At 45.8% G+C, this 17682-nt stretch carries 19 protein-coding genes; 14 read left to right on the top strand and 5 right to left on the bottom strand.

Features of this window, described 5'->3' with window-relative positions:
- The 4 genes from coxB to ACJJIZ_RS02230 are packed head-to-tail and all read left to right on the top strand — an operon-like array spanning window position 1 to window position 4189.
- Window positions 1-1146 (top strand): cytochrome c oxidase subunit II, encoded by a 1146-nt coding sequence (gene coxB / locus ACJJIZ_RS02245; protein WP_444915091.1) that lies wholly within the window; start codon window positions 1-3, stop codon window positions 1144-1146.
- A 20-nt stretch (window positions 1147-1166) separates the two neighbouring features.
- Window positions 1167-2717, top strand: coding sequence for a cytochrome c oxidase subunit I (gene ctaD / locus ACJJIZ_RS02240; RefSeq protein WP_282930524.1), 1551 nt, complete (start codon window positions 1167-1169; stop codon window positions 2715-2717).
- Between the two features lie 3 nt (window positions 2718-2720).
- On the top strand, window positions 2721-3293 hold the full coding sequence (locus tag ACJJIZ_RS02235) for a cytochrome c oxidase assembly protein (RefSeq protein ID WP_282930523.1): 573 nt from the start codon (window positions 2721-2723) through the stop codon (window positions 3291-3293).
- Between the two features lie 5 nt (window positions 3294-3298).
- Window positions 3299-4189, top strand: coding sequence for a cytochrome c oxidase subunit 3 (locus ACJJIZ_RS02230; RefSeq protein WP_282930522.1), 891 nt, complete (start codon window positions 3299-3301; stop codon window positions 4187-4189).
- Between the two features lie 45 nt (window positions 4190-4234).
- On the opposite strand, the gene ACJJIZ_RS02225 is transcribed toward ACJJIZ_RS02230, so the two are convergent.
- Entirely contained in the window at window positions 4235-4459 is a 225-nt protein-coding gene (locus ACJJIZ_RS02225) for a DUF2909 domain-containing protein (RefSeq protein WP_413663912.1), read from the bottom strand.
- 32 nt (window positions 4460-4491) lie between these two features.
- On the opposite strand from ACJJIZ_RS02225, the gene ACJJIZ_RS02220 reads away from it, so the two are divergent.
- From ACJJIZ_RS02220 to ACJJIZ_RS02180, 9 genes are all read left to right on the top strand, one after another.
- Window positions 4492-5253: an SURF1 family protein gene (locus tag ACJJIZ_RS02220; protein WP_444911856.1), complete on the top strand. Its 762-nt coding sequence runs from the start codon at window positions 4492-4494 to the stop codon at window positions 5251-5253.
- 1 nt (window position 5254) lies between these two features.
- Window positions 5255-5893, top strand: a complete 639-nt coding sequence (locus ACJJIZ_RS02215; RefSeq protein ID WP_444911857.1) for a redox-active disulfide-containing membrane protein — start codon at window positions 5255-5257, stop codon at window positions 5891-5893.
- 25 nt (window positions 5894-5918) lie between these two features.
- Window positions 5919-7010: a COX15/CtaA family protein gene (locus ACJJIZ_RS02210; protein ID WP_444915090.1), complete on the top strand. Its 1092-nt coding sequence runs from the start codon at window positions 5919-5921 to the stop codon at window positions 7008-7010.
- Between the two features lie 37 nt (window positions 7011-7047).
- Entirely contained in the window at window positions 7048-7941 is an 894-nt protein-coding gene (cyoE, locus tag ACJJIZ_RS02205) for a heme o synthase (RefSeq protein WP_444895567.1), read from the top strand.
- 7 nt (window positions 7942-7948) lie between these two features.
- Window positions 7949-8617 carry an SCO family protein gene (locus tag ACJJIZ_RS02200; RefSeq protein ID WP_444895566.1) on the top strand — a complete coding sequence of 223 codons (669 nt, stop codon included), beginning with the start codon at window positions 7949-7951 and terminating at the stop codon, window positions 8615-8617.
- A gap of 56 nt (window positions 8618-8673) precedes the next feature.
- A complete protein-coding gene (locus tag ACJJIZ_RS02195; protein WP_444915089.1) occupies window positions 8674-9465 on the top strand; it encodes a CPBP family intramembrane glutamic endopeptidase in 792 nt (263 codons plus the stop codon).
- Window positions 9466-9662: 197 nt separating this feature from the next.
- On the top strand, window positions 9663-10859 hold the full coding sequence (locus ACJJIZ_RS02190; RefSeq protein ID WP_444915088.1) for a dipeptidase: 1197 nt from the start codon (window positions 9663-9665) through the stop codon (window positions 10857-10859).
- A gap of 85 nt (window positions 10860-10944) precedes the next feature.
- Window positions 10945-11181 carry a hypothetical protein gene (locus ACJJIZ_RS02185; protein ID WP_444915087.1) on the top strand — a complete coding sequence of 79 codons (237 nt, stop codon included), beginning with the start codon at window positions 10945-10947 and terminating at the stop codon, window positions 11179-11181.
- Between the two features lie 194 nt (window positions 11182-11375).
- The gene (locus ACJJIZ_RS02180; protein ID WP_444915086.1) at window positions 11376-11546 is read left to right on the top strand and encodes a hypothetical protein; all 171 of its coding nucleotides are present in this window, start codon (window positions 11376-11378) and stop codon (window positions 11544-11546) included.
- A gap of 86 nt (window positions 11547-11632) precedes the next feature.
- Here ACJJIZ_RS02180 and ACJJIZ_RS02175 read toward each other — a convergent pair whose 3' ends face one another.
- From ACJJIZ_RS02175 to znuC, 3 genes are all read right to left on the bottom strand, one after another.
- Window positions 11633-14272: a TonB-dependent receptor gene (locus ACJJIZ_RS02175; protein ID WP_444915085.1), complete on the bottom strand. Its 2640-nt coding sequence runs from the start codon at window positions 14270-14272 to the stop codon at window positions 11633-11635.
- 203 nt (window positions 14273-14475) lie between these two features.
- Window positions 14476-15276: an iron chelate uptake ABC transporter family permease subunit gene (locus tag ACJJIZ_RS02170; RefSeq protein ID WP_444915084.1), complete on the bottom strand. Its 801-nt coding sequence runs from the start codon at window positions 15274-15276 to the stop codon at window positions 14476-14478.
- On the bottom strand, window positions 15277-16068 hold the full coding sequence (gene znuC, locus ACJJIZ_RS02165) for a zinc ABC transporter ATP-binding protein ZnuC (RefSeq protein WP_413665908.1): 792 nt from the start codon (window positions 16066-16068) through the stop codon (window positions 15277-15279).
- Between the two features lie 121 nt (window positions 16069-16189).
- On the opposite strand from znuC, the gene ACJJIZ_RS02160 reads away from it, so the two are divergent.
- Window positions 16190-17092, top strand: coding sequence for a metal ABC transporter substrate-binding protein (locus ACJJIZ_RS02160; RefSeq protein ID WP_444915083.1), 903 nt, complete (start codon window positions 16190-16192; stop codon window positions 17090-17092).
- A 56-nt stretch (window positions 17093-17148) separates the two neighbouring features.
- Here the strand turns inward: ACJJIZ_RS02160 and ACJJIZ_RS02155 are convergent, their stop codons facing one another.
- The gene (locus ACJJIZ_RS02155) at window positions 17149-17442 is read right to left on the bottom strand and encodes a hypothetical protein (protein WP_413663925.1); all 294 of its coding nucleotides are present in this window, start codon (window positions 17440-17442) and stop codon (window positions 17149-17151) included.
- Window positions 17443-17682 lie beyond the last annotated feature (240 nt).

Genomic DNA, 17682 nt, shown 5'->3' with positions numbered 1-17682 from the left:
ATGTTGAAAGGCTTTGATCGGCTGTTCGCCTTGCTGGCTACTTCGCTATCTGCACAAGCGGTGTTAGCGAATGAGCAGGACGTTGAACGCTGGGGGGTTAATATGCCCCAGGGGGTGACAGAAGTCGCCCAGACCACCTACGAGCTACACATGCTGATCTTTTGGATTTGTGTGGCTATAGGGGCATTGGTGTTCAGCATCATGTTCTACAGCATGTGGCGTCACCGCAAAAGTAAGGGATACCAAGCGGCCCAATTTCATGAGAGCACGGTTGTGGAATTGGTGTGGACTATTATTCCCACCGTTATCCTGATTCTGATGGCGATTCCGGCCACCAAAACGCTCTATGATATTTACGATACTGAGGAAGAAGATCTCAATATCGTAATCACCGGTTATCAGTGGAAGTGGAAATATGAATATCGGGGCACTGATGTTTCATTCTTTTCCAGCTTGTCCACTCCCAAAGCTCAAATTGATAACCTCCAGCCTAAGGGTGCTAACTACCTCCTAGAAGTCGATGAGCCGCTGGTTGTTCCTATCAAGAAAAAAATCCGCTTCCTGATTACTGCCAATGATGTAATACATGCGTGGTGGGTCCCAGATCTAGCCGTTAAAAAAGATGCTATCCCCGGTTTTATAAATGATGCCTGGACGCGTATTGAGGAGCCGGGAATATATCGCGGACAGTGTGCTGAATTGTGCGGAAAAGACCATGGATTTATGCCTATTGTTGTGAAAGCAGTACCACAGGCTGAATACGATGACTGGTTGAGTTCTCGTGCAGCAGAAGCCATAAAAATGCGTGAACTTACAGCGAAGACATTTACCTTCGAAGAGCTTTTTGCTCAGGGTGAAAAAGTCTATACACGCACATGTGCCGCCTGCCACCAGCCGAACGGGCAGGGAGTACCCGGAGTATTCCCGCCGATTGCTGGCTCAAAAATTGCTACCGGTCCCCTCAATGGCCACTTAGATATCGTTATCGATGGTTCTACGGTAAACCCCGCAATGCAGGCTTTTGGTGAGCAGCTATCAGAAGTGGATCTGGCTGCGGTAATTACTTACCAGCGAAACGCTTTCGGCAATGAGATGGGTGATACCGTCCAACCCGTAGATATCCTCAACTTTAAGAATAAGCAGTAAGCGCCCGGAGGAATTTAAGAATGGCACATGGTCCTCAGCCCGGTATAAAGCGTTGGCTCTATACGACCAACCACAAAGATATAGGCTCTATGTATTTGTGGTTTAGTTTTGCGATGTTCCTACTCGGCGGATGTATGGCATTGGTTATACGCGCTGAATTATTCGAGCCCGGTTTGCAAATTGTACAGCCGGAGTTTTTCAATCAAATGACCACTATGCATGGTCTGATCATGGTATTTGGTGCAGTTATGCCGGCTTTTGTGGGGTTGGCTAACTGGATGATACCAATGATGATTGGTGCACCAGATATGGCACTGCCAAGAATGAATAACTGGAGTTTTTGGATTTTGCCCTTTGCTTTCGCAATGTTGGCATCGACCTTATTTATGGAAGGGGGAGCGCCTAATTTCGGCTGGACATTTTATGCGCCACTTTCAACGGAATATGCGCCACCCAGCGTAACCTTCTTCATTTTTGCCATTCATATTATGGGTGCTTCATCCATCATGGGTGCGATCAACATTATCGCAACCATTTTGAATATGCGTGCTCCTGGTATGACCTTGATGAAAATGCCGTTGTTTGTATGGACCTGGCTGATCACTGCTTACCTTTTGATTGCTGTAATGCCAGTGTTAGCCGGAGTAGTGACCATGATGTTGATGGACATTCATTTTGGCACAAGTTTCTTCAGTGCAGCCGGTGGCGGTGATCCGGTTTTATTCCAGCATGTGTTCTGGTTCTTCGGACACCCGGAAGTTTACATCATGATTTTGCCGGCCTTTGGCATTATCTCTGCAATTATTCCCACCTTCGCTCGTAAGCCTCTTTTTGGATACAGCTCTATGGTATATGCCACCGCAGCAATTGCATTCCTGAGCTTTATCGTATGGGCGCACCATATGTTTACTGTGGGAATGCCGATTGCAGGTGAGCTGTTCTTTATGTACGCCACAATGCTGATCGCTGTACCTACAGGAGTGAAAATCTTTAACTGGGTTTCCACCATGTTCCGGGGATCCATGACATTTGAAACCCCGATGCTTTTTGCAATTGCATTCATCATCCTTTTCGCCATCGGTGGATTCTCTGGTCTGATGCTAGCGATTGCGCCTGCAGACTTCCAATATCACGATACGTACTTTGTGGTTGCTCATTTCCACTATGTGCTGGTTCCTGGTGCAATCTTCTCAATTACTGCTGGTGTTTACTATTGGTTGCCTAAATGGACTGGCCATATGTATAGCGAAGTTATGGGCAAGGTACATTTCTGGCTGGCATTTATTGGTCTCAATGTAACTTTCTTCCCAATGCACTTTGTTGGCCTGGCCGGTATGCCACGTCGGATACCTGATTACGCACTGCAATTTGCGGATTTCAATCAAATATCCAGTATCGGTGCCTTCCTATTTGGCGCTGCACAAATAGTATTTTTGTTTAATGTGGTACGAACTGTAATGGGCGGGAAAAAAGCATCCGATCAGGTTTGGGATGATCCTGAGGGACTGGAATGGACGGTTGCTTCCCCTGCCCCATATCACACGTTTAGTACGCCACCGGTTGTACGCTAACCTATGAAAGTTGGAGCAAATGCAAAGGTAACTATCAAGCTGCTGGCCGTGGCGACTAGCATGCTGGTATTTGCAATTTTCATTATGCCGCCTATTTACGATGTCTTCTGTGAAATCACAGGACTCAATGGTAAAACCGGTGGTCGTTATGAAGCTGTGCCAGCTGCGGTTGATAAAAATAGGCTGGTCACAGTGCAATTTGTGGCAAACAATAATGAAAATATGCCATGGGAATTTCGCCCGAGTGTGATGTCTTTGAAAGTACACCCTGGAGAAATTAAAGATACTGTTTTTATTGCAGAAAATAAGACATCTAGGGATATGGTTGGTCAGGCAATTCCCAGTATGGTTCCTTTCAAAGCTGCTGAGTACTTTCATAAAACAGAGTGTTTTTGCTTCAACCAGCAAGAATTAAAAGCGGGAGAGACTGCAGAATTACCACTACGTTTTATTGTGGATCCAGATCTTCCCGCAAGTGTTAATACTGTAACGCTTTCCTATACGTTGTTTGATGTAACGGAAAGGTTTGCCAATAAAACCGATAAGAATGATATCGACCCCGAGCGAGAGGGATAAAAATTATGGCTAGTGAAAGCAGTTATTACGTGCCCGAACAATCCAGGCTGCCAATTTTTGCGACGATAGGTCTATTCCTAATAGCGTTCGGCGCAGCAAATTGGATTAATGGAGGAAGCTCTTATATTTTCTTCACCGGTGCGTTAGCGATGGCCGCAGTTTTGTGGTTTTGGTTTGCTGCCGTAATCAAGGAGAATATGGCAGGGCTCAACAGTGAACAGTTAAAGAGATCATATGTTTGGGGGATGGGCTGGTTTATATTTTCTGAGGTGATGTTTTTTGCTGCATTCTTTGGAGCACTTTATTACATACGCAATTTTACAGTTCCCTGGCTAGGTGGTGAAGGTGATCGTGGAATTTCCAATATGCTTTGGGAGGGATTCGAAAGTAGCTGGCCCCTATATGTGACTCCTGACGCCGCAGCAAACGGAGAAACGGCAAAATTTATGGGGCCTAAAGATGTGATAGACCCATGGCACTTACCACTATGGAACACCATCATACTTCTCACTTCCAGTGTAACTGTACACTTCGCACATGTTTTCCTGAAAAAGAATCAAAGAAAAAATTTCAATATATTACTGGCAATCACTGTAGCATTGGGTGGGGCGTTTATTTTTCTACAAGGTAAAGAATATTACGAAGCCTATCAACACCTGGGGTTAACACTTGAGTCAGGAATCTATGGTACAACATTCTTTATGCTGACCGGATTTCATGGTGCTCATGTCACACTCGGTACAATTATGTTGTTGATCATGTTGTTAAGGTCTGTGATAGCCAATCATTTTAGACCTGATGATCACTTTGGCTTTGAAGCAGCAAGTTGGTATTGGCATTTTGTCGATGTAGTTTGGGTCGGGCTGTTTATATTTGTATATGTTCTAGGTGCTTAATGTGGGCAAGGCTTTCTATCGTATTAATAGAAAGCCTTTGTTTTCTTAATATTTATCAGCCCAAGGTGCCGTTTTTGCCAAAATGCCACTTTCAAAGCCGTACCAAATGGCAAGAAGTAAGAGTGACGCTAGGAGTATTCTAATACCTAATGCGTAGAGTGTGCGCTTGGATTGAGGTGTTCCCATATCTCTAAGTAGAAAAAAAAGTGCACTTGAAAGACTAGCAAGTACGGAAAGGAATAGGACAACAATAACAATCTTTAGCCACATTTTATTATTTTCCATTATTTATGTAGTTGCGCATGATAGTAGATATTCCATCAGCTTCTGCGAAAGATATCAGTTTACCACTGATTCGCAATTGGCCCATCACGATATTTTCTCTGGGTGCATTCATCCTTTTTATCTTTTTAGGATTGTGGCAGCTTGATAGAGCAAAGCAGAAAGTCGAACTTATACAAAAGGTAGAGAGTAGGCTCTCTCTGCAACCGCAGGAAATCTCAAATCTAAGTTCTTATCAAGAGTATGCGTCTGTAACTTTAGCGGGAGTTTTCCAGAAGGAAATATATTTTCTGGATAACAGAACAAGAAACGGTCGTGTTGGATATGAAGTACTACAAGTATTTTCAACAGAAAGTACTGATTGGCTTATCAATAGAGGTTGGATTCCCTCTACTGGCGACCGAGATAGCTTACCTGAAGTAACAGCTTCACTTGATGTGAAATCACTTCAGGGCTACTTATACCCTATCGATACTGAAACCTCCTTGAGTGTTAGTCTAGACCCGGTTTTTAATAATAGAATTCAACAAATAAATTCAAATTTCATTGAGACTATAGGCTTAGTTAACAGTGGATGGTCGATCCGTTTGTTTGCGGATTCAGGTGCAGCTTTAATTACTGATTGGAATTTTTTCAATAGTGGCCCTGAAAAACATCAAGCGTATGCTTTCCAGTGGTTCACGATGGCAATAGCTGTCTGGCTTTTATGGGCTTATTCAGCCACAAATATTATTTTTAGATTACGTCGTAGATTGAGTAGAAGTTTGAAAAAGGAGTTTTAAAATGAAATCAAATAGTCAGCCAGTTTCACCTGAAAGAAATCTGAGCAAAAGGAAGCCAGCGAATAAAATCATTCAAGGACTCTCAGTGCTAGCATCCGTCGTACTCCCAATTACAGCTGCCTATGTCGTTTACTATACGGGCTTAGGCATGCCTAAAGAGACGATTAATCAAGGTGAATTATTGCAGCCCCCATTTGATATCACTGAAATAAAAATCACCTTTCAAGGACAACAGCAATCCCTGGCACAAGAGGGAGAATCAAAATGGCGATATCTAATATTAAGTGACAGTGATTGTGGTAAAGATTGTGAAGATCTCTTGTATATAAGTAGGCAGGTTCATATTCGGCTGGGGGAAAAAGCTCATAGGGTTGAGAGGTTACTGGTGGTTGGTGATAGTTTGGATGAAAAACGACAAGAACAAATACAAACTGAGCATCCGAAACTAAAAATAGTGAATTTGGATGATGAAAACTTTAAGCAGTTGGTACAGAAAACTGATCATGGCGGTGTAACTTCAACCAAGGCATTGCTGGTTGATCAGGAGGGTTATGCAATGATGGCCTATGATCGGCAGCATAGCGGAAACCAATTACTTAAAGATATAAAAAGATTATTGAAGTACTCCTACGAGCAATAAGATTATTATTCGGAGATTTTCAGTAGTGTCTAAACAAAAAACCCCTAAGAATTGGCGACATATCATTACCTGGGCGGCCTGTATACTAGCTGTCGTAGTTGTTGTTCTAGGTGCATTTACTAGGCTGGTGGATGCCGGTTTGGGCTGTCCAGACTGGCCTGGTTGTTATGGTCATCTCACCTGGCCGAATGATATAAAAGAAATTAAAACGGCCAATATGATTTTTCCGGACTCTCCGGTAGATGTTAGTAAAACTTGGCCGGAAATGGTTCATCGATACTTTGCAGGAACTTTACTTTTATTCGTTGTATTACTCACTTATCTTGCTTGGAGAGATCGGCAAGCCCCAACCTTTAAGCAAACACATATTCTTTTAATTATTATTATACTGCAAGCTGCTTTTGGGATGTGGACGGTAACCTTGAAGCTTTGGCCGCAGGTAGTTACTGCTCATCTATTAGGTGGAATGGCAACATTATCTATGTTGTGGATTCTCTGTGAAAGGTTGGCTGATAAACCTAGACAATTACATGGGAGGTATTTACCAGGAATAAGGCGATTACGGCTACTTGCTCTGACTGCAGTTGCAATAGTAATTCTACAGATTGGACTCGGCGGTTGGACCAGCTCTAATTACGCAGCTTTAGCCTGTCCAGATTTTCCAACTTGTCATAACCAATGGTGGCCACAGGCAAACTTTGTGGAAGGCTTTAATATTTTTCAACAAATTGGCCCAAATTATTTAGGTGGTGCATTAGAGAATGATGCACGTACAGCCATACATCTTGCCCATCGTATTGGAGCACTGATTACAACAGCAATTGTACTTATTCTTTCAGTTTTAGCTTGGAGATATGGATTGAGAGGTTGGTCATTATGGCTTACCGGAGTACTACTTCTTCAAGTCAGCTTGGGAATAGCAAATGTTGTTATGTCTCTACCATTAGGGATTGCTGTGGCACACAATGCTGGTGCAGCTCTTCTACTTCTTAGTTTGCTAACTTTTTGTTATCGAATATACACAATGAATGCCGTCATTATAAGTAAACAAGAGGTAGTCGATGTGGAAGTAATAGAGCGGGGAGAAGGTTTAACTACCGTATCCAATCTTAATTAGATACTAAGCGTATATAAATATAAAAATAGGTGAGAATATGGCCATAAACTCCACGGGAATACATCAAATTCAATGGCGGGACTACTATGAGCTTACTAAGCCTCGAGTAGTTATGCTTATGCTGTTAACTTCTGTTATTGGAATGTTTTTAGCTGTTCCAGGAATGGTGCCGCTAGATATTTTAGTATTTGGTAATTTGGGAATTGCATTTTGTGCGGGTAGTGCTGCGGCAGTAAATCATTTAGTTGATCGTCATATTGATACAAAAATGGCTCGTACCAGTAATCGCCCGATTGCGAAAGGACGGGTTGAGCCAGTTAAAGCGGTTGCTTTTGCTCTTATCTTGGGTGTGACAGGAATGTTTATCCTGTTGATTTTTGTAAATGCCCTTACCGCTTGGCTAACCTTAATATCTCTTCTCGGATATGCGGTGATTTACACCATGTTCCTGAAACGCGCCACACCACAAAACATTGTTATTGGCGGGCTTGCAGGTGCCGCTCCGCCCCTACTGGGATGGACTGCGGTTACTGGGGAAGTGCATGGGCATGCATTGTTGTTAGTATTGATTATTTTTGCTTGGACTCCTCCACACTTTTGGGCCCTTGCCGTACATAGAAAAGAAGAGTATGCAAAAGCTGATGTTCCCATGTTGCCGGTTACACATGGAATACCCTATACAAACCTAAATATAGTTTTGTATACCTTTATTTTACTGGCCGTTAGCCTATTGCCCTTTGCCACCGCGATGTTTGGGTGGTTATATTTGCTGGGAGCTGTCGTACTTGGATTTGGTTTTGTTTATTGGAGCTTTGTAATGCTCATTGGAAAAACCCCCAATGCTGGTATGGAGACTTTCAAATATTCAATAATTTATTTAATGGCACTATTTTTTATCATGCTATTAGATCATTATTTAATTGAGGTGTGAGGGAAAAGTGGAAAATAAATATTCTGCCATCGATAAACAGAAACGTGGAATTAGAATTACGGTTATTGTTCTTTTAGTATTGATTCTTGCTGTGCTTGCAGGATTTATACATAAGCTCGGACAGCCTCGTATTATTACTGATGAGGAACTTAGAATTAACGGCACTGTAAAACTGCAGAGACCAAGAATCATAGAAGATATACAATTATTGTCTGATGACAGTAGAGATTTCTATACCAAAGACTTTCAAGGTAAGTGGACTTTGGTATTTTTTGGGTTTACCCACTGTCCAGATATCTGTCCAACAACTCTATCTACACTTAATAATTTTTATAAAACTTTAGACGAAAGTACCAGAGCATCTACAGACGTAGTACTCGTATCGGTTGACCCAAGCAGGGACAAGCCGGAGCAGTTAGGGCAGTATGTCCGTTATTTTAATTCTGAATTCCGTGGTATTACCGGTGATTTTTTTAAGCTGAAGAAATTTGCCACTCAGCTAAATGTACCTTTTAATAAAGTTTCTCTTGCTGAGGGCGGTTATACTATCGATCATGGGTCTCAAGTTGTATTAATTAATCCTAGAGGACATTATCACGCCTTTTTTAAGGCACCTCTAGATCCTGCGAAAATGAAGTTGACCTATCGTTCAATACGAGCGACCTTTAATGGATAGTGAAGGAATCGCATGAGCTATTGTTATCAAATTAGATATTAATTCTGGGCCAATCGATGCAAAATGAAGTTGCTACATTAAAGAGAAGAGGAGATCAGACACCATCTGGTATGGTGAGTCCTTGGGCTGCACCTATCTTGCTATCACTTTGTATAATTCCTTTTGGCTGGAGTGGGCTTATAGCCCCTTTAATCTGGATTTTCCTGCGAGCAATAGAGTCTACTAGCAGTTGGCCGAGAGCGTTGTCTTTTCTTTCTGTAGCAGTTTTAATGCTGGTATCGGGGTTAAATTTGCTTCCCGGTAGTGAACATATCCAGGTATTGCCACCCTATACAGATGCAAGTGGTAATCTTATCTATGCCAGCATAAACAGCGGTAAAGCAGTTATTGCTATTGCCCTATTGGCTTTTATGTTGCGCATGAAGCAGACCTTCCGTTTTACGGACTTACCCTATCTTTTATTGGCTATATTTACTCCCGTTGCATTGGGTCTACTCCTATATACGCCTTCGATAAAATTTACTGGCACTATCGCCGTTGCGGTAATGATAAACTTAGTAATTGTTTGCATTTCTGAAGAGGGGTTCTTCCGGTGGATATTACAGCGGGGTACCGAAGAACTATTAGGGCGCTGGCGCTGGTTATCCGTACCAGTTGTAGCTACGGTGTTTGTGCTTCTACATGGAGGGTGGTCAACAGATATCTCCGCAGTTCTATTATTGATAGTCGCCTCAATCTGTTATGCATTGATTTGGACATTACGGCAGAATTTTTGGATATGCGTAATGACTCATTGGGGAGTAAATCTTTTGCATATGATCTTGTTGCCTTACCCGTTACCCGGCTAGGCCATATATCATCTGCTTTGGATCATTGTTTTATTGTTACCCCTAAGATTCAGCCAATCTGCAGTTATAAGAAAGACAACGATTTAATCTTTGTAGATTAACAAATCAAAGTAATGTATTTAAGAAATGTGGTTCTAGATGAACACCATCTACGGTAAATTTTCTAGATTTATTCATATAAATAGGGAGATTGTCATTTGAAAAATTATTTTTTAGTTGGGACATTATGTGCACTAACTTGCAACCCTGTATTTGCAGTTGAAGGTAAAAGTCTGGCTCAAGAGCTTGTTCAAGAGTATTTGATTGTTGATGGACATGTAGATGTTCCCTATCGTCTCGAACAAGCTGAAGAAGATGTTGGACTTAGCACGGATAAGGGAGACTTTGATTACCCACGAGCTAAAGCAGGTGGACTAAATGCCCCCTTTATGTCTATTTATGTCCCAGCAGAAAAGGAGGATGAGGGTATTGCCAAATCGTATGCAGATACTTTGATTGATAAAGTGGAAGCAATGGTCAAACAGCACCCGGATAAGTTTGCAATACCTAAGTCAATAAATGATCTACAAAAGCAAGTCGATGCCGGCTTAATTTCCTTACCTTTGGGTATAGAGAACGGGGCTCCTATTGAGGGGGATCTTGCTAATTTAAAGTATTTCTCTGATAGAGGGGTGAGGTACATTACCTTAGCCCACTCAAAGAGCAATCATATCTCTGATTCCTCGTATGATAAAAACAGGCCCTGGGAAGGCTTGAGTGCATTCGGAAAGCGCTTGGTACGAGAGATGAATCGGATGGGAGTAATGATCGATATTTCCCACGTATCAGATGCAGCTTTTTGGCAAGTTGTTGATTTATCTGCTGTTCCTATTATCGCTTCACACTCTTCGGCAAGGCATTTTACGCCGGGATTTGAACGAAATATGAATGATGAAATGATAAATGCGTTGGCTGACAATGGCGGCATTATCATGGTGAATTTTGGCTCTACTTTTATTAGTGGTGAATCACTGAATTCATATCGTGAAATAACTGATCAGGTTGAGAAATTTGCTAAAGAAAAGGGTTTACCCAAAGATAGTAAGGAAGTTGAGGAGTACTCCGATAAGCTTTCAGCTGAGAAGTTCATTTATGCAGATTTGGAAGATGTTCTTGATCATTTCGACCATATTCGTGATTTAGTGGGAGTGGATCATATAGGCATTGGATCGGATTTTGACGGTGTCGGAGATAGCTTGCCCGTCGGCTTAAAAGACGTCTCTCAATATCCTAATTTGGTTGAAGGCCTGCTAAAGCGTGGGTATAGCAAGCAGGACATTAAAAAAATTCTAGGCGGAAATTTAGTTAGAGTTTGGCAAGCTAATGAAGATTACGCCAAGCGCAATAAAGGATGAGACTCACACTCCTCTAACCAGCTGAGGCTGCACTATTCTGTTAATAATGTTCAAACGGGCAAAGCCCGTTTGTTTTGTATTATTAATGCAGAAATTACTTTTGGCCGGTTATTTTCGATCTAAGAAAGTACGATTGATAGTGGGTTGGACTGGATTGTCGATTGCCGGTGTATTCTTTCTGTGGGGAATTTTAGGCTTTCTTTCATTTATTCCCTCAATGTTAGATATTTTTGGCGTATTGTGGATGCGGATTCCAGCTGGTATTACAGTTTTTGGTTTGCTGATGGCGGCAATTGGATTCTGGGAATTTGATGAAGATTAGAGGATATGGTGTGTGCTCAAAGTATCAGATTTCTTTATCTTACTGGCAGTATTAATCTCTTTGATATTATCTGCAAGTTTGTGGTTTAGCGGTTATAAGGAGCAAGGCATTTTTACCGCACTTTGGGTTCCCTCTATTCTGACACTGGGTATCTATTTCAAAGTGACGGCTTTGCTAGCTCGCAGGAGATAGTTGTGCCAGAAATTTATCTTTTAGTCATTGGGGTGGCAGTCTCGCTTTTTGAGTTAATAGGAATTCTACTGGGCATTCGTGAGTTTCGAAAAGCAGGAAAAGAATTGACTAAACAGCGTATTTCTCTGGAGTCGGCAGCAATAAGAGTGCGGAAGAATGGCGTAGAAAAATGATTGTCGTCCTTAACTACTCTTAGTTAGGAAATACAAAGGGGAAGCCTGATACTTCCCCTTTGTAATTTTTATGGTTTACAAAAAACTTAGAAGCTATAAGTCATCTTGCCGTAGATAAAGCGACCACGGGGATCGTGTTGTGACTGTACATAACCATAGAGGTCTCCGTCGCCATCCCCGATAGCGAAGGGCGGTTCTTCATCGAAGACATTATCCGCACCCAGGCTCAACACCATATTCTCGAAGCCGGTATAACGGGCCTGCATATTCATGGTCAGGAAAGAGTCTACGGTGCGGGAGTTATTGCTGTCATAGTCGAGTGTCCCGTCGAAATCGATATCCGGAGTATCCTCGAACTCACCAATGTAGCTGAGCCCGGCACTAAATCCGAAGGTGTCAAAGGTCCAGTCAGCGGTAGCGTTCCAACGGTGTTGTGGATACTCGTATTCACCGGCCAGATCGCGGGTGATAAATGCGTCGCCGCTGGAATTCAGTTCAACACGCTCAAATTCTGCCAGGTAAGAGTAATCCAGGCGCAGGCCAAGCTCTCCGCCCACTAGCTCAAATCCGCTGTAGACAATACTTAGGTCAACGCCCGACACTTCCTGTTCACCAATATTGGTGAAGCTGCTGTCGATAGATTGCAGAGCGCCAAGAGTTTCACCATCAATCGGGGTATCGCGGCGGCACACGGTGCTGTCTTGATCCCAGCAATAGAGACTGTAGATATAGCCGAAGGGGACCTCGTCAATCTTACCTTCCTGGGTGATATTCCAATAATCCAGAGACAGTCGCAGGTCTTCTATGGGCTCGTAAACAGCGCCGATGTTAAAGGATTCTGACTCTTCCGCATCCAGATCCGGGTTGCCGGAGAAGACAATGGTGTAGTCGGTCTTTGCACAGTAGGCATCGTTAACTTCACAGCCATAGGTATCAGCGAAGAATAAGGATTCTTGTGACGGGCCTAAGCCGACCTGTGCCAGTGACGGCGCGCGGAAGCCGGTACCCCAAGAGGTTCGGAAGGATAGCTGGTCGGTTACTGTCCACAGCAGATTTGCCATTGGATTGGTGGTGCTGCCAAAGTCGCTGTAATCATCGTAACGGGCGGCCACAGTTAGATCGAACCTGGCAGGGAGGGGGATAGCAACTTCCACATAAGCTGAGGAGATATCCCGGCTGGCACTGGCGGATACGGATTCGGTACCGAAGATCAAACCGCGCTGGAACTGGTCATCAGGGATGTCGGAGGCTTTCTCCTCCCGATATTCCAAGCCTGCAGCCATGGCAATGGTGCCACTGGCGGTATCGACTAAATCTCCATTAACTGAGAAGTTATAGCTGGTCAGGTCAGACTTGCCTTGGCGGACTAGGCTGGTGGTGATGGCATCAATGACCGAGTCCGGATTTTGAACCCCGCCAAACGGATTGTAGTTACCGGCATTAATCTGCTCTTGTAACAGGTCCGTACGCACCCAGCCCTGGGAGCGGTCACCGGTCTGGGTTGTTTCACTGCGGGAGCGCTGCACAGAAGCCTCCCAGTCCCAGTCAGCGACAGAGCCGCGCAGGCCGAAGACACCGCGCAAGTTATCGGTTTCGATATCCCACTGGCGGGCGCCTGCATCCACGGTGCGATAGCGGTAAATATCCACATCTTCGCCGAATGGGTTATTTGGATGATCTGCCAGTACATAGAGACCCGCGTCGCCATCGAGGGGGGTGGGTGCACCCTGGGCTACGGAGGTATTGTGCTGAACAGCGACCTCGCTAAAGAACTCCACGCCTTCGGCCAACTGGGTATGGCCAAGCATTAATAGGCCAGTGCGTTCGGCTTCGGGTGTGATCAAAGTCCAGGGGCCGTAATCATAGACACAGACTTCACCGGTATCGCGCTCTTCGGGACAGTTGGGGTCGGAAACAAAGGTACCGCCCACATTGAAGCTACCGGGATAGCCCCTGGAGGAGCGGAAGTCCATACCGCCACGGCTGGATTGGTTAGCGGTATCCAAACCACTGCGTTCGGTGCTGGATAGGCGGCTGTTTTTATGGTGGTCAAAAATAACAGTCAGGTTTGAGTCATCCCCATTGATGCCCCAGACGGCGGACATGGATTGCTCGTCATAGCCATCGGCACCACCGTAATCTACGGATACCTCGGTACCTTCAAAGTCTCTACGTAACACCAGATTGACCACACCGGCAACGGCATCGGAACCGTAAATTGCGGAGGCGCCATCCTTTAGGACTTCGACCCGCTCAATCGCCGCAAGGGGCACACTGTTTATATCTACAAAGTTGGTAGTAATGCTCTCGGCAAATGCGCTGATAGCCACCCGGCGACCATTTACCAGTACTAGAGTGGCGTCAGCACCCATACCGCGCAGGCTCACAGCGGCAGCCCCGTTTGCGGTAGAGTCCTGGTTGTTACCCCGGGTTGAGAAGGTGCCATTACCTGCGGCGGGGTTTTTTTCAAAAAGCTGCTGCAGATTGGTGTATCCCGACTTCTCGATGGCATCGCGATCCATTACCTGGATCGGGGTAGCTGTTTCAAATTCAGCGTTTCGACTAATACGGGAACCCACAACTGCAACTTCTTCCATCGCCTGATCCTCGGCGGCAAAGAGTGTTTGTGGGCTAGTGGCAGCGGTTGCCGCCACTATGGCTGTAGTTAATACCTTGCGACGAAGAGAGAACTTTTCCATATCGTTGTGCGTCCATTTTTTTGTCATTATTGGTGACCGGCCTAATACGGCTGGTCGTCGGGCAACACTAGCAACGACGGAAAATTGACACAATTAGCTAGCGGCTAAGCATCAGCTTATTGCGATAAACGGTGACAGGCATCTCACCAATGGGTAGATTTACGCGACAATGTGCGACAAATAACGAAATAAAATAAGAAATTAGGATGAGATTAACCGGCAGGCCACCTTTAGCTGGCTCGCAGTTGTGAAGTGAGGAAGAACAGTGCTGCGGCCAGAACAATGGACGGGCCCGCGGGTGTATTCCACAGGATAGAGGCAAGAAGGCCGAGCACTACCGCTAAGCATCCCAGCAATGAGGCCAGCACCGCCATACGCTCTGGAGTGTGCGACAGTTTTCGCGCGGTAGCCGCGGGAATAATCAGCAGGGCGGTAATTAACAGAACCCCGACAACTTTCATTGCGATCGCAATCAGTATTGCCAGCATCAACATCAGAGCGACTCGCAGTCGCTCGATGGGGACACCTTCTACTGAAGCCAATTCCTCGTGCAGGGTGAAAGCCAGTAACTGTTCCCACAGGAAATAAAGCAGTCCCAGGATTGTGGCGGCGGCAATGGCCATTAGTACCAGATCCTGGCCACTGACTGCGAGTAAATCTCCCAGCAACAGAGATAAGAGGTCCACCTTTATCTTGAAGAAACTGACGGTGACAATCCCCAGTGCCAGCATGGAGTGGGACAATATGCCCAGCAGGGTATCTACGGCGAGCTTTTGGCGTTGCTGTAAATACATCAGTAGCAGTGCCAGTACACAGCAAGTAATGCCGACGGCCACCGTTGGCATAATTTGAAGTACAAAACCCAGCGTCACTCCGAGAAGGGCTGAGTGAGCCAGGGTGTCGCCGAAATAGGCCATACGTCTCCACACGGCGAAGCAGCCCAAAGGGCCGCTGACAACAGCGACCATAAGGCCGGCGGCGAGGGCGTACCAGAGAAATTGGCTGTGCAGTAATTCGCCGAAATCGACCACTTATTTTTGCTCTTTGTTTTTTGTATTTGTGTGAGTGTGTTGATGATTGCAGCTGCTTGCGGGCGCAATATCTCCACTTAATTTATGTTGGTGGTTATGTTGGTGGGTATAGGGGGCGACCTTGTCCCCAAATAATTCCAGATAGGCAGGGTGGCGACTTACTTGCTCCGGATGTCCGTGACAGCAGATATGCTGGTTCAAACAAAGGACCCGGTCGGTTGCAGCCATAACTAAATGAAGGTCGTGGGAAACCAGTAACACACCGCAGCCGAGCTCGTCGCGCAGAGTGGCAATTAACTGGTACAACTCACTTTGACCACCGATATCGACTCCCTGCGTGGGTTCATCCAGGACAAGCAGCTGAGGTTTGCGCGATGCGGCACGGGCGAGTAAGACCCGCTGCATTTCTCCACCGGATAGATTTGCCAGAGAGGCGCCTCTAAGCTGCCCTGCGCCCACCCTGTCCAATGCCGACTGCGCTTGCTCGGGCTTCATGGCCGGTTGGCCAAGCTGCAAGAAGCGTTCAACTGACATGGGCATTGAGCTATCGATATGAAGCCGTTGGGGCATATAGCCAATACGCAACCCAGTTTGTCGCCACACGCGGCCCTGGGTCGGCTGGCTGAGCCCCAGCAGAAGGCGAAGGAGAGTGGTTTTGCCGGCTCCATTAGGGCCTATTAAGGTGACAATCTCCCCCTGGGACAATTCGACTGTAATATCTTTAAGTAACTGTCTGCCGCCCACCTGAAGGGCGATATTGTCAGCTGTGATAAGCGGCTGGGGTGGATTCAGAATTCAATCTCCGCAGGGAAGTCTTTAAGATGTTTGCTTCCATACCTTCTTTACCGGATATGGACAACCAGGCTGGCAGCTTGGCGCTGGTTGTGATTATATCGCAATTTTTCGCCGCCTAATGTCTCTGATGTATCCCTTCAAACGTCTTTTTACAATCTCCACGGTGCTTCTATTCGGGCTCTTTCTCCCGGCTTGTAGCAAACCGGAATCCGACAGTGGTGGAGAGCTGGTCGTCAGCGTGCGCCCTTTAGCCCTGATCGCCCGGGAAATAACCGGTGAGGATATTCCTGTTCGGGTGCTAGTTGAGGGAGCAGATCCTCACCATTATGCCCCTTCGGTTTCCGATCGGGCTGCACTTGAGCGCGCCTTACTATTGGTGTGGCTGGGGCCGCAAATGGAGGGGGTATTGGCAAAACAGGCAGCGCTGTTACCAGCAGGTCGGCAAATGCAGCTGCTGGATATAGAGACCCTTGAATATAAGGGAGCCAGTGCTACCGACCCCCACCTCTGGCTGCGCCCCCGCAATGCGGCAATAGCAGCGGCGCAGATCGCTGAGCGCTTGGCACAATTACAGCCGCAGCAGGCGGAATTGTTTATGGGGCGTGCACGGCAGTTTTCCAGTGCAATGGCCAACTTGCAGAAAGTAATCGATCGGGCCTTGTACGGATATCGCGAAGTTCCCATCGTTGTTACGCACGATGCCTATGGTCACTTTTTTGGTTCCGCAGGAGTGAAAACCCATGCCCTGGGCGATGGCAGTGGCGGGGGCTATGGTGCCAAGGCAATGCTGGATTTGTCACAGATTGGCGACGGCTGTCTATTTGGAGATATGCCGGCTAATGAACGAGATCAACAGTTGGCAGAAAATTTGGGGCTGCGTTACGCCGCTTTGGATCTGCTGGGAGATCAGTTGAATGAAAATGCTGATTACAGGGAATTAATAGAGTCCCTCTTGTCTCAAGCCCGCACTTGCTTGAGTCAGGTTCCCGACCGCAGCAAGGATAAATCAGAGGCTCCTTGAGGGCACCAAGTATCCCGCCTTCCCAGGGAGGGCGGCGGGACCTGGTAGGGTGGTTTCTAGGAACGATTGGTTATTTGCTGTAGTTTCTCTACCCGGGCAGCATCTCTTTCCGCTTGTTTTTGCAGTTTCTCCAGCTGCTGTTTTTGTCTCTCCAGCAAATCATTTTCTCTCTCTCGGATAGCCTGCCTGAGTATTAACTCATGGCCTTCTACCTCAGACTGCTGTGAGTGTATTTCATCAGTCGCCTCGGCTTCAGCGGTATGCTCTCCACTGCAATCCGAGCCGGCACTTGCCGAAATGGCAAAAATACTTGCGGCAAACAACAGGGTGGCACGCATCACTCCTCTCATCTTTCGAATCCTTCCTTCAACATCGGGTGGCACAGTTTTTTGGAAATAAAAGATCCCTGACTGCCTGGGGGCAGCCTGTGACAATTTGATTTCCGGGGAGTAGCGAACGCATAAGGTCGCTACCGGCAAGACTAGCCAAGCCTGGAGATTTGGTGAGATCGATGCGCCGATAGTTTTAATCGGCGGGGTAAGTCGAGTGGGCTTTTGTGCAGAGGTTACCTACGGTGTCTGGCGGGAAAG

The sequence above is a fragment of the Microbulbifer maximicatervae (SeqCode) genome (assembly GCF_052467225.1).
Note: the sequence above shows the minus strand (reverse complement) of the source record. Positions and strands in the feature narration are given on the sequence as shown.

Excerpts from the sequence above, each read along its gene's own strand:
- cyoE (WP_444895567.1), top strand. The coding sequence starts at position 7,048 with ATGGCCATAAACTCCACGGGAATACATCAAATTCAATGGCGGGACTAC.
- ACJJIZ_RS02185 (WP_444915087.1), top strand. The coding sequence starts at position 10,945 with ATGCAGAAATTACTTTTGGCCGGTTATTTTCGATCTAAGAAAGTACGA.
- ACJJIZ_RS02220 (WP_444911856.1), top strand. The coding sequence starts at position 4,492 with ATGATAGTAGATATTCCATCAGCTTCTGCGAAAGATATCAGTTTACCA.
- coxB (WP_444915091.1), top strand. The coding sequence starts at position 1 with ATGTTGAAAGGCTTTGATCGGCTGTTCGCCTTGCTGGCTACTTCGCTA.
- ACJJIZ_RS02160 (WP_444915083.1), top strand. The coding sequence starts at position 16,190 with ATGTCTCTGATGTATCCCTTCAAACGTCTTTTTACAATCTCCACGGTG.
- ACJJIZ_RS02225 (WP_413663912.1), bottom strand. The coding sequence starts at position 4,459 with ATGTGGCTAAAGATTGTTATTGTTGTCCTATTCCTTTCCGTACTTGCT.
- ACJJIZ_RS02230 (WP_282930522.1), top strand. The coding sequence starts at position 3,299 with ATGGCTAGTGAAAGCAGTTATTACGTGCCCGAACAATCCAGGCTGCCA.
- ACJJIZ_RS02215 (WP_444911857.1), top strand. The coding sequence starts at position 5,255 with ATGAAATCAAATAGTCAGCCAGTTTCACCTGAAAGAAATCTGAGCAAA.
- ACJJIZ_RS02195 (WP_444915089.1), top strand. The coding sequence starts at position 8,674 with ATGCAAAATGAAGTTGCTACATTAAAGAGAAGAGGAGATCAGACACCA.
- ctaD (WP_282930524.1), top strand. The coding sequence starts at position 1,167 with ATGGCACATGGTCCTCAGCCCGGTATAAAGCGTTGGCTCTATACGACC.
- ACJJIZ_RS02155 (WP_413663925.1), bottom strand. The coding sequence starts at position 17,442 with ATGAGAGGAGTGATGCGTGCCACCCTGTTGTTTGCCGCAAGTATTTTT.
- ACJJIZ_RS02175 (WP_444915085.1), bottom strand. The coding sequence starts at position 14,272 with ATGACAAAAAAATGGACGCACAACGATATGGAAAAGTTCTCTCTTCGT.
- ACJJIZ_RS02235 (WP_282930523.1), top strand. The coding sequence starts at position 2,721 with ATGAAAGTTGGAGCAAATGCAAAGGTAACTATCAAGCTGCTGGCCGTG.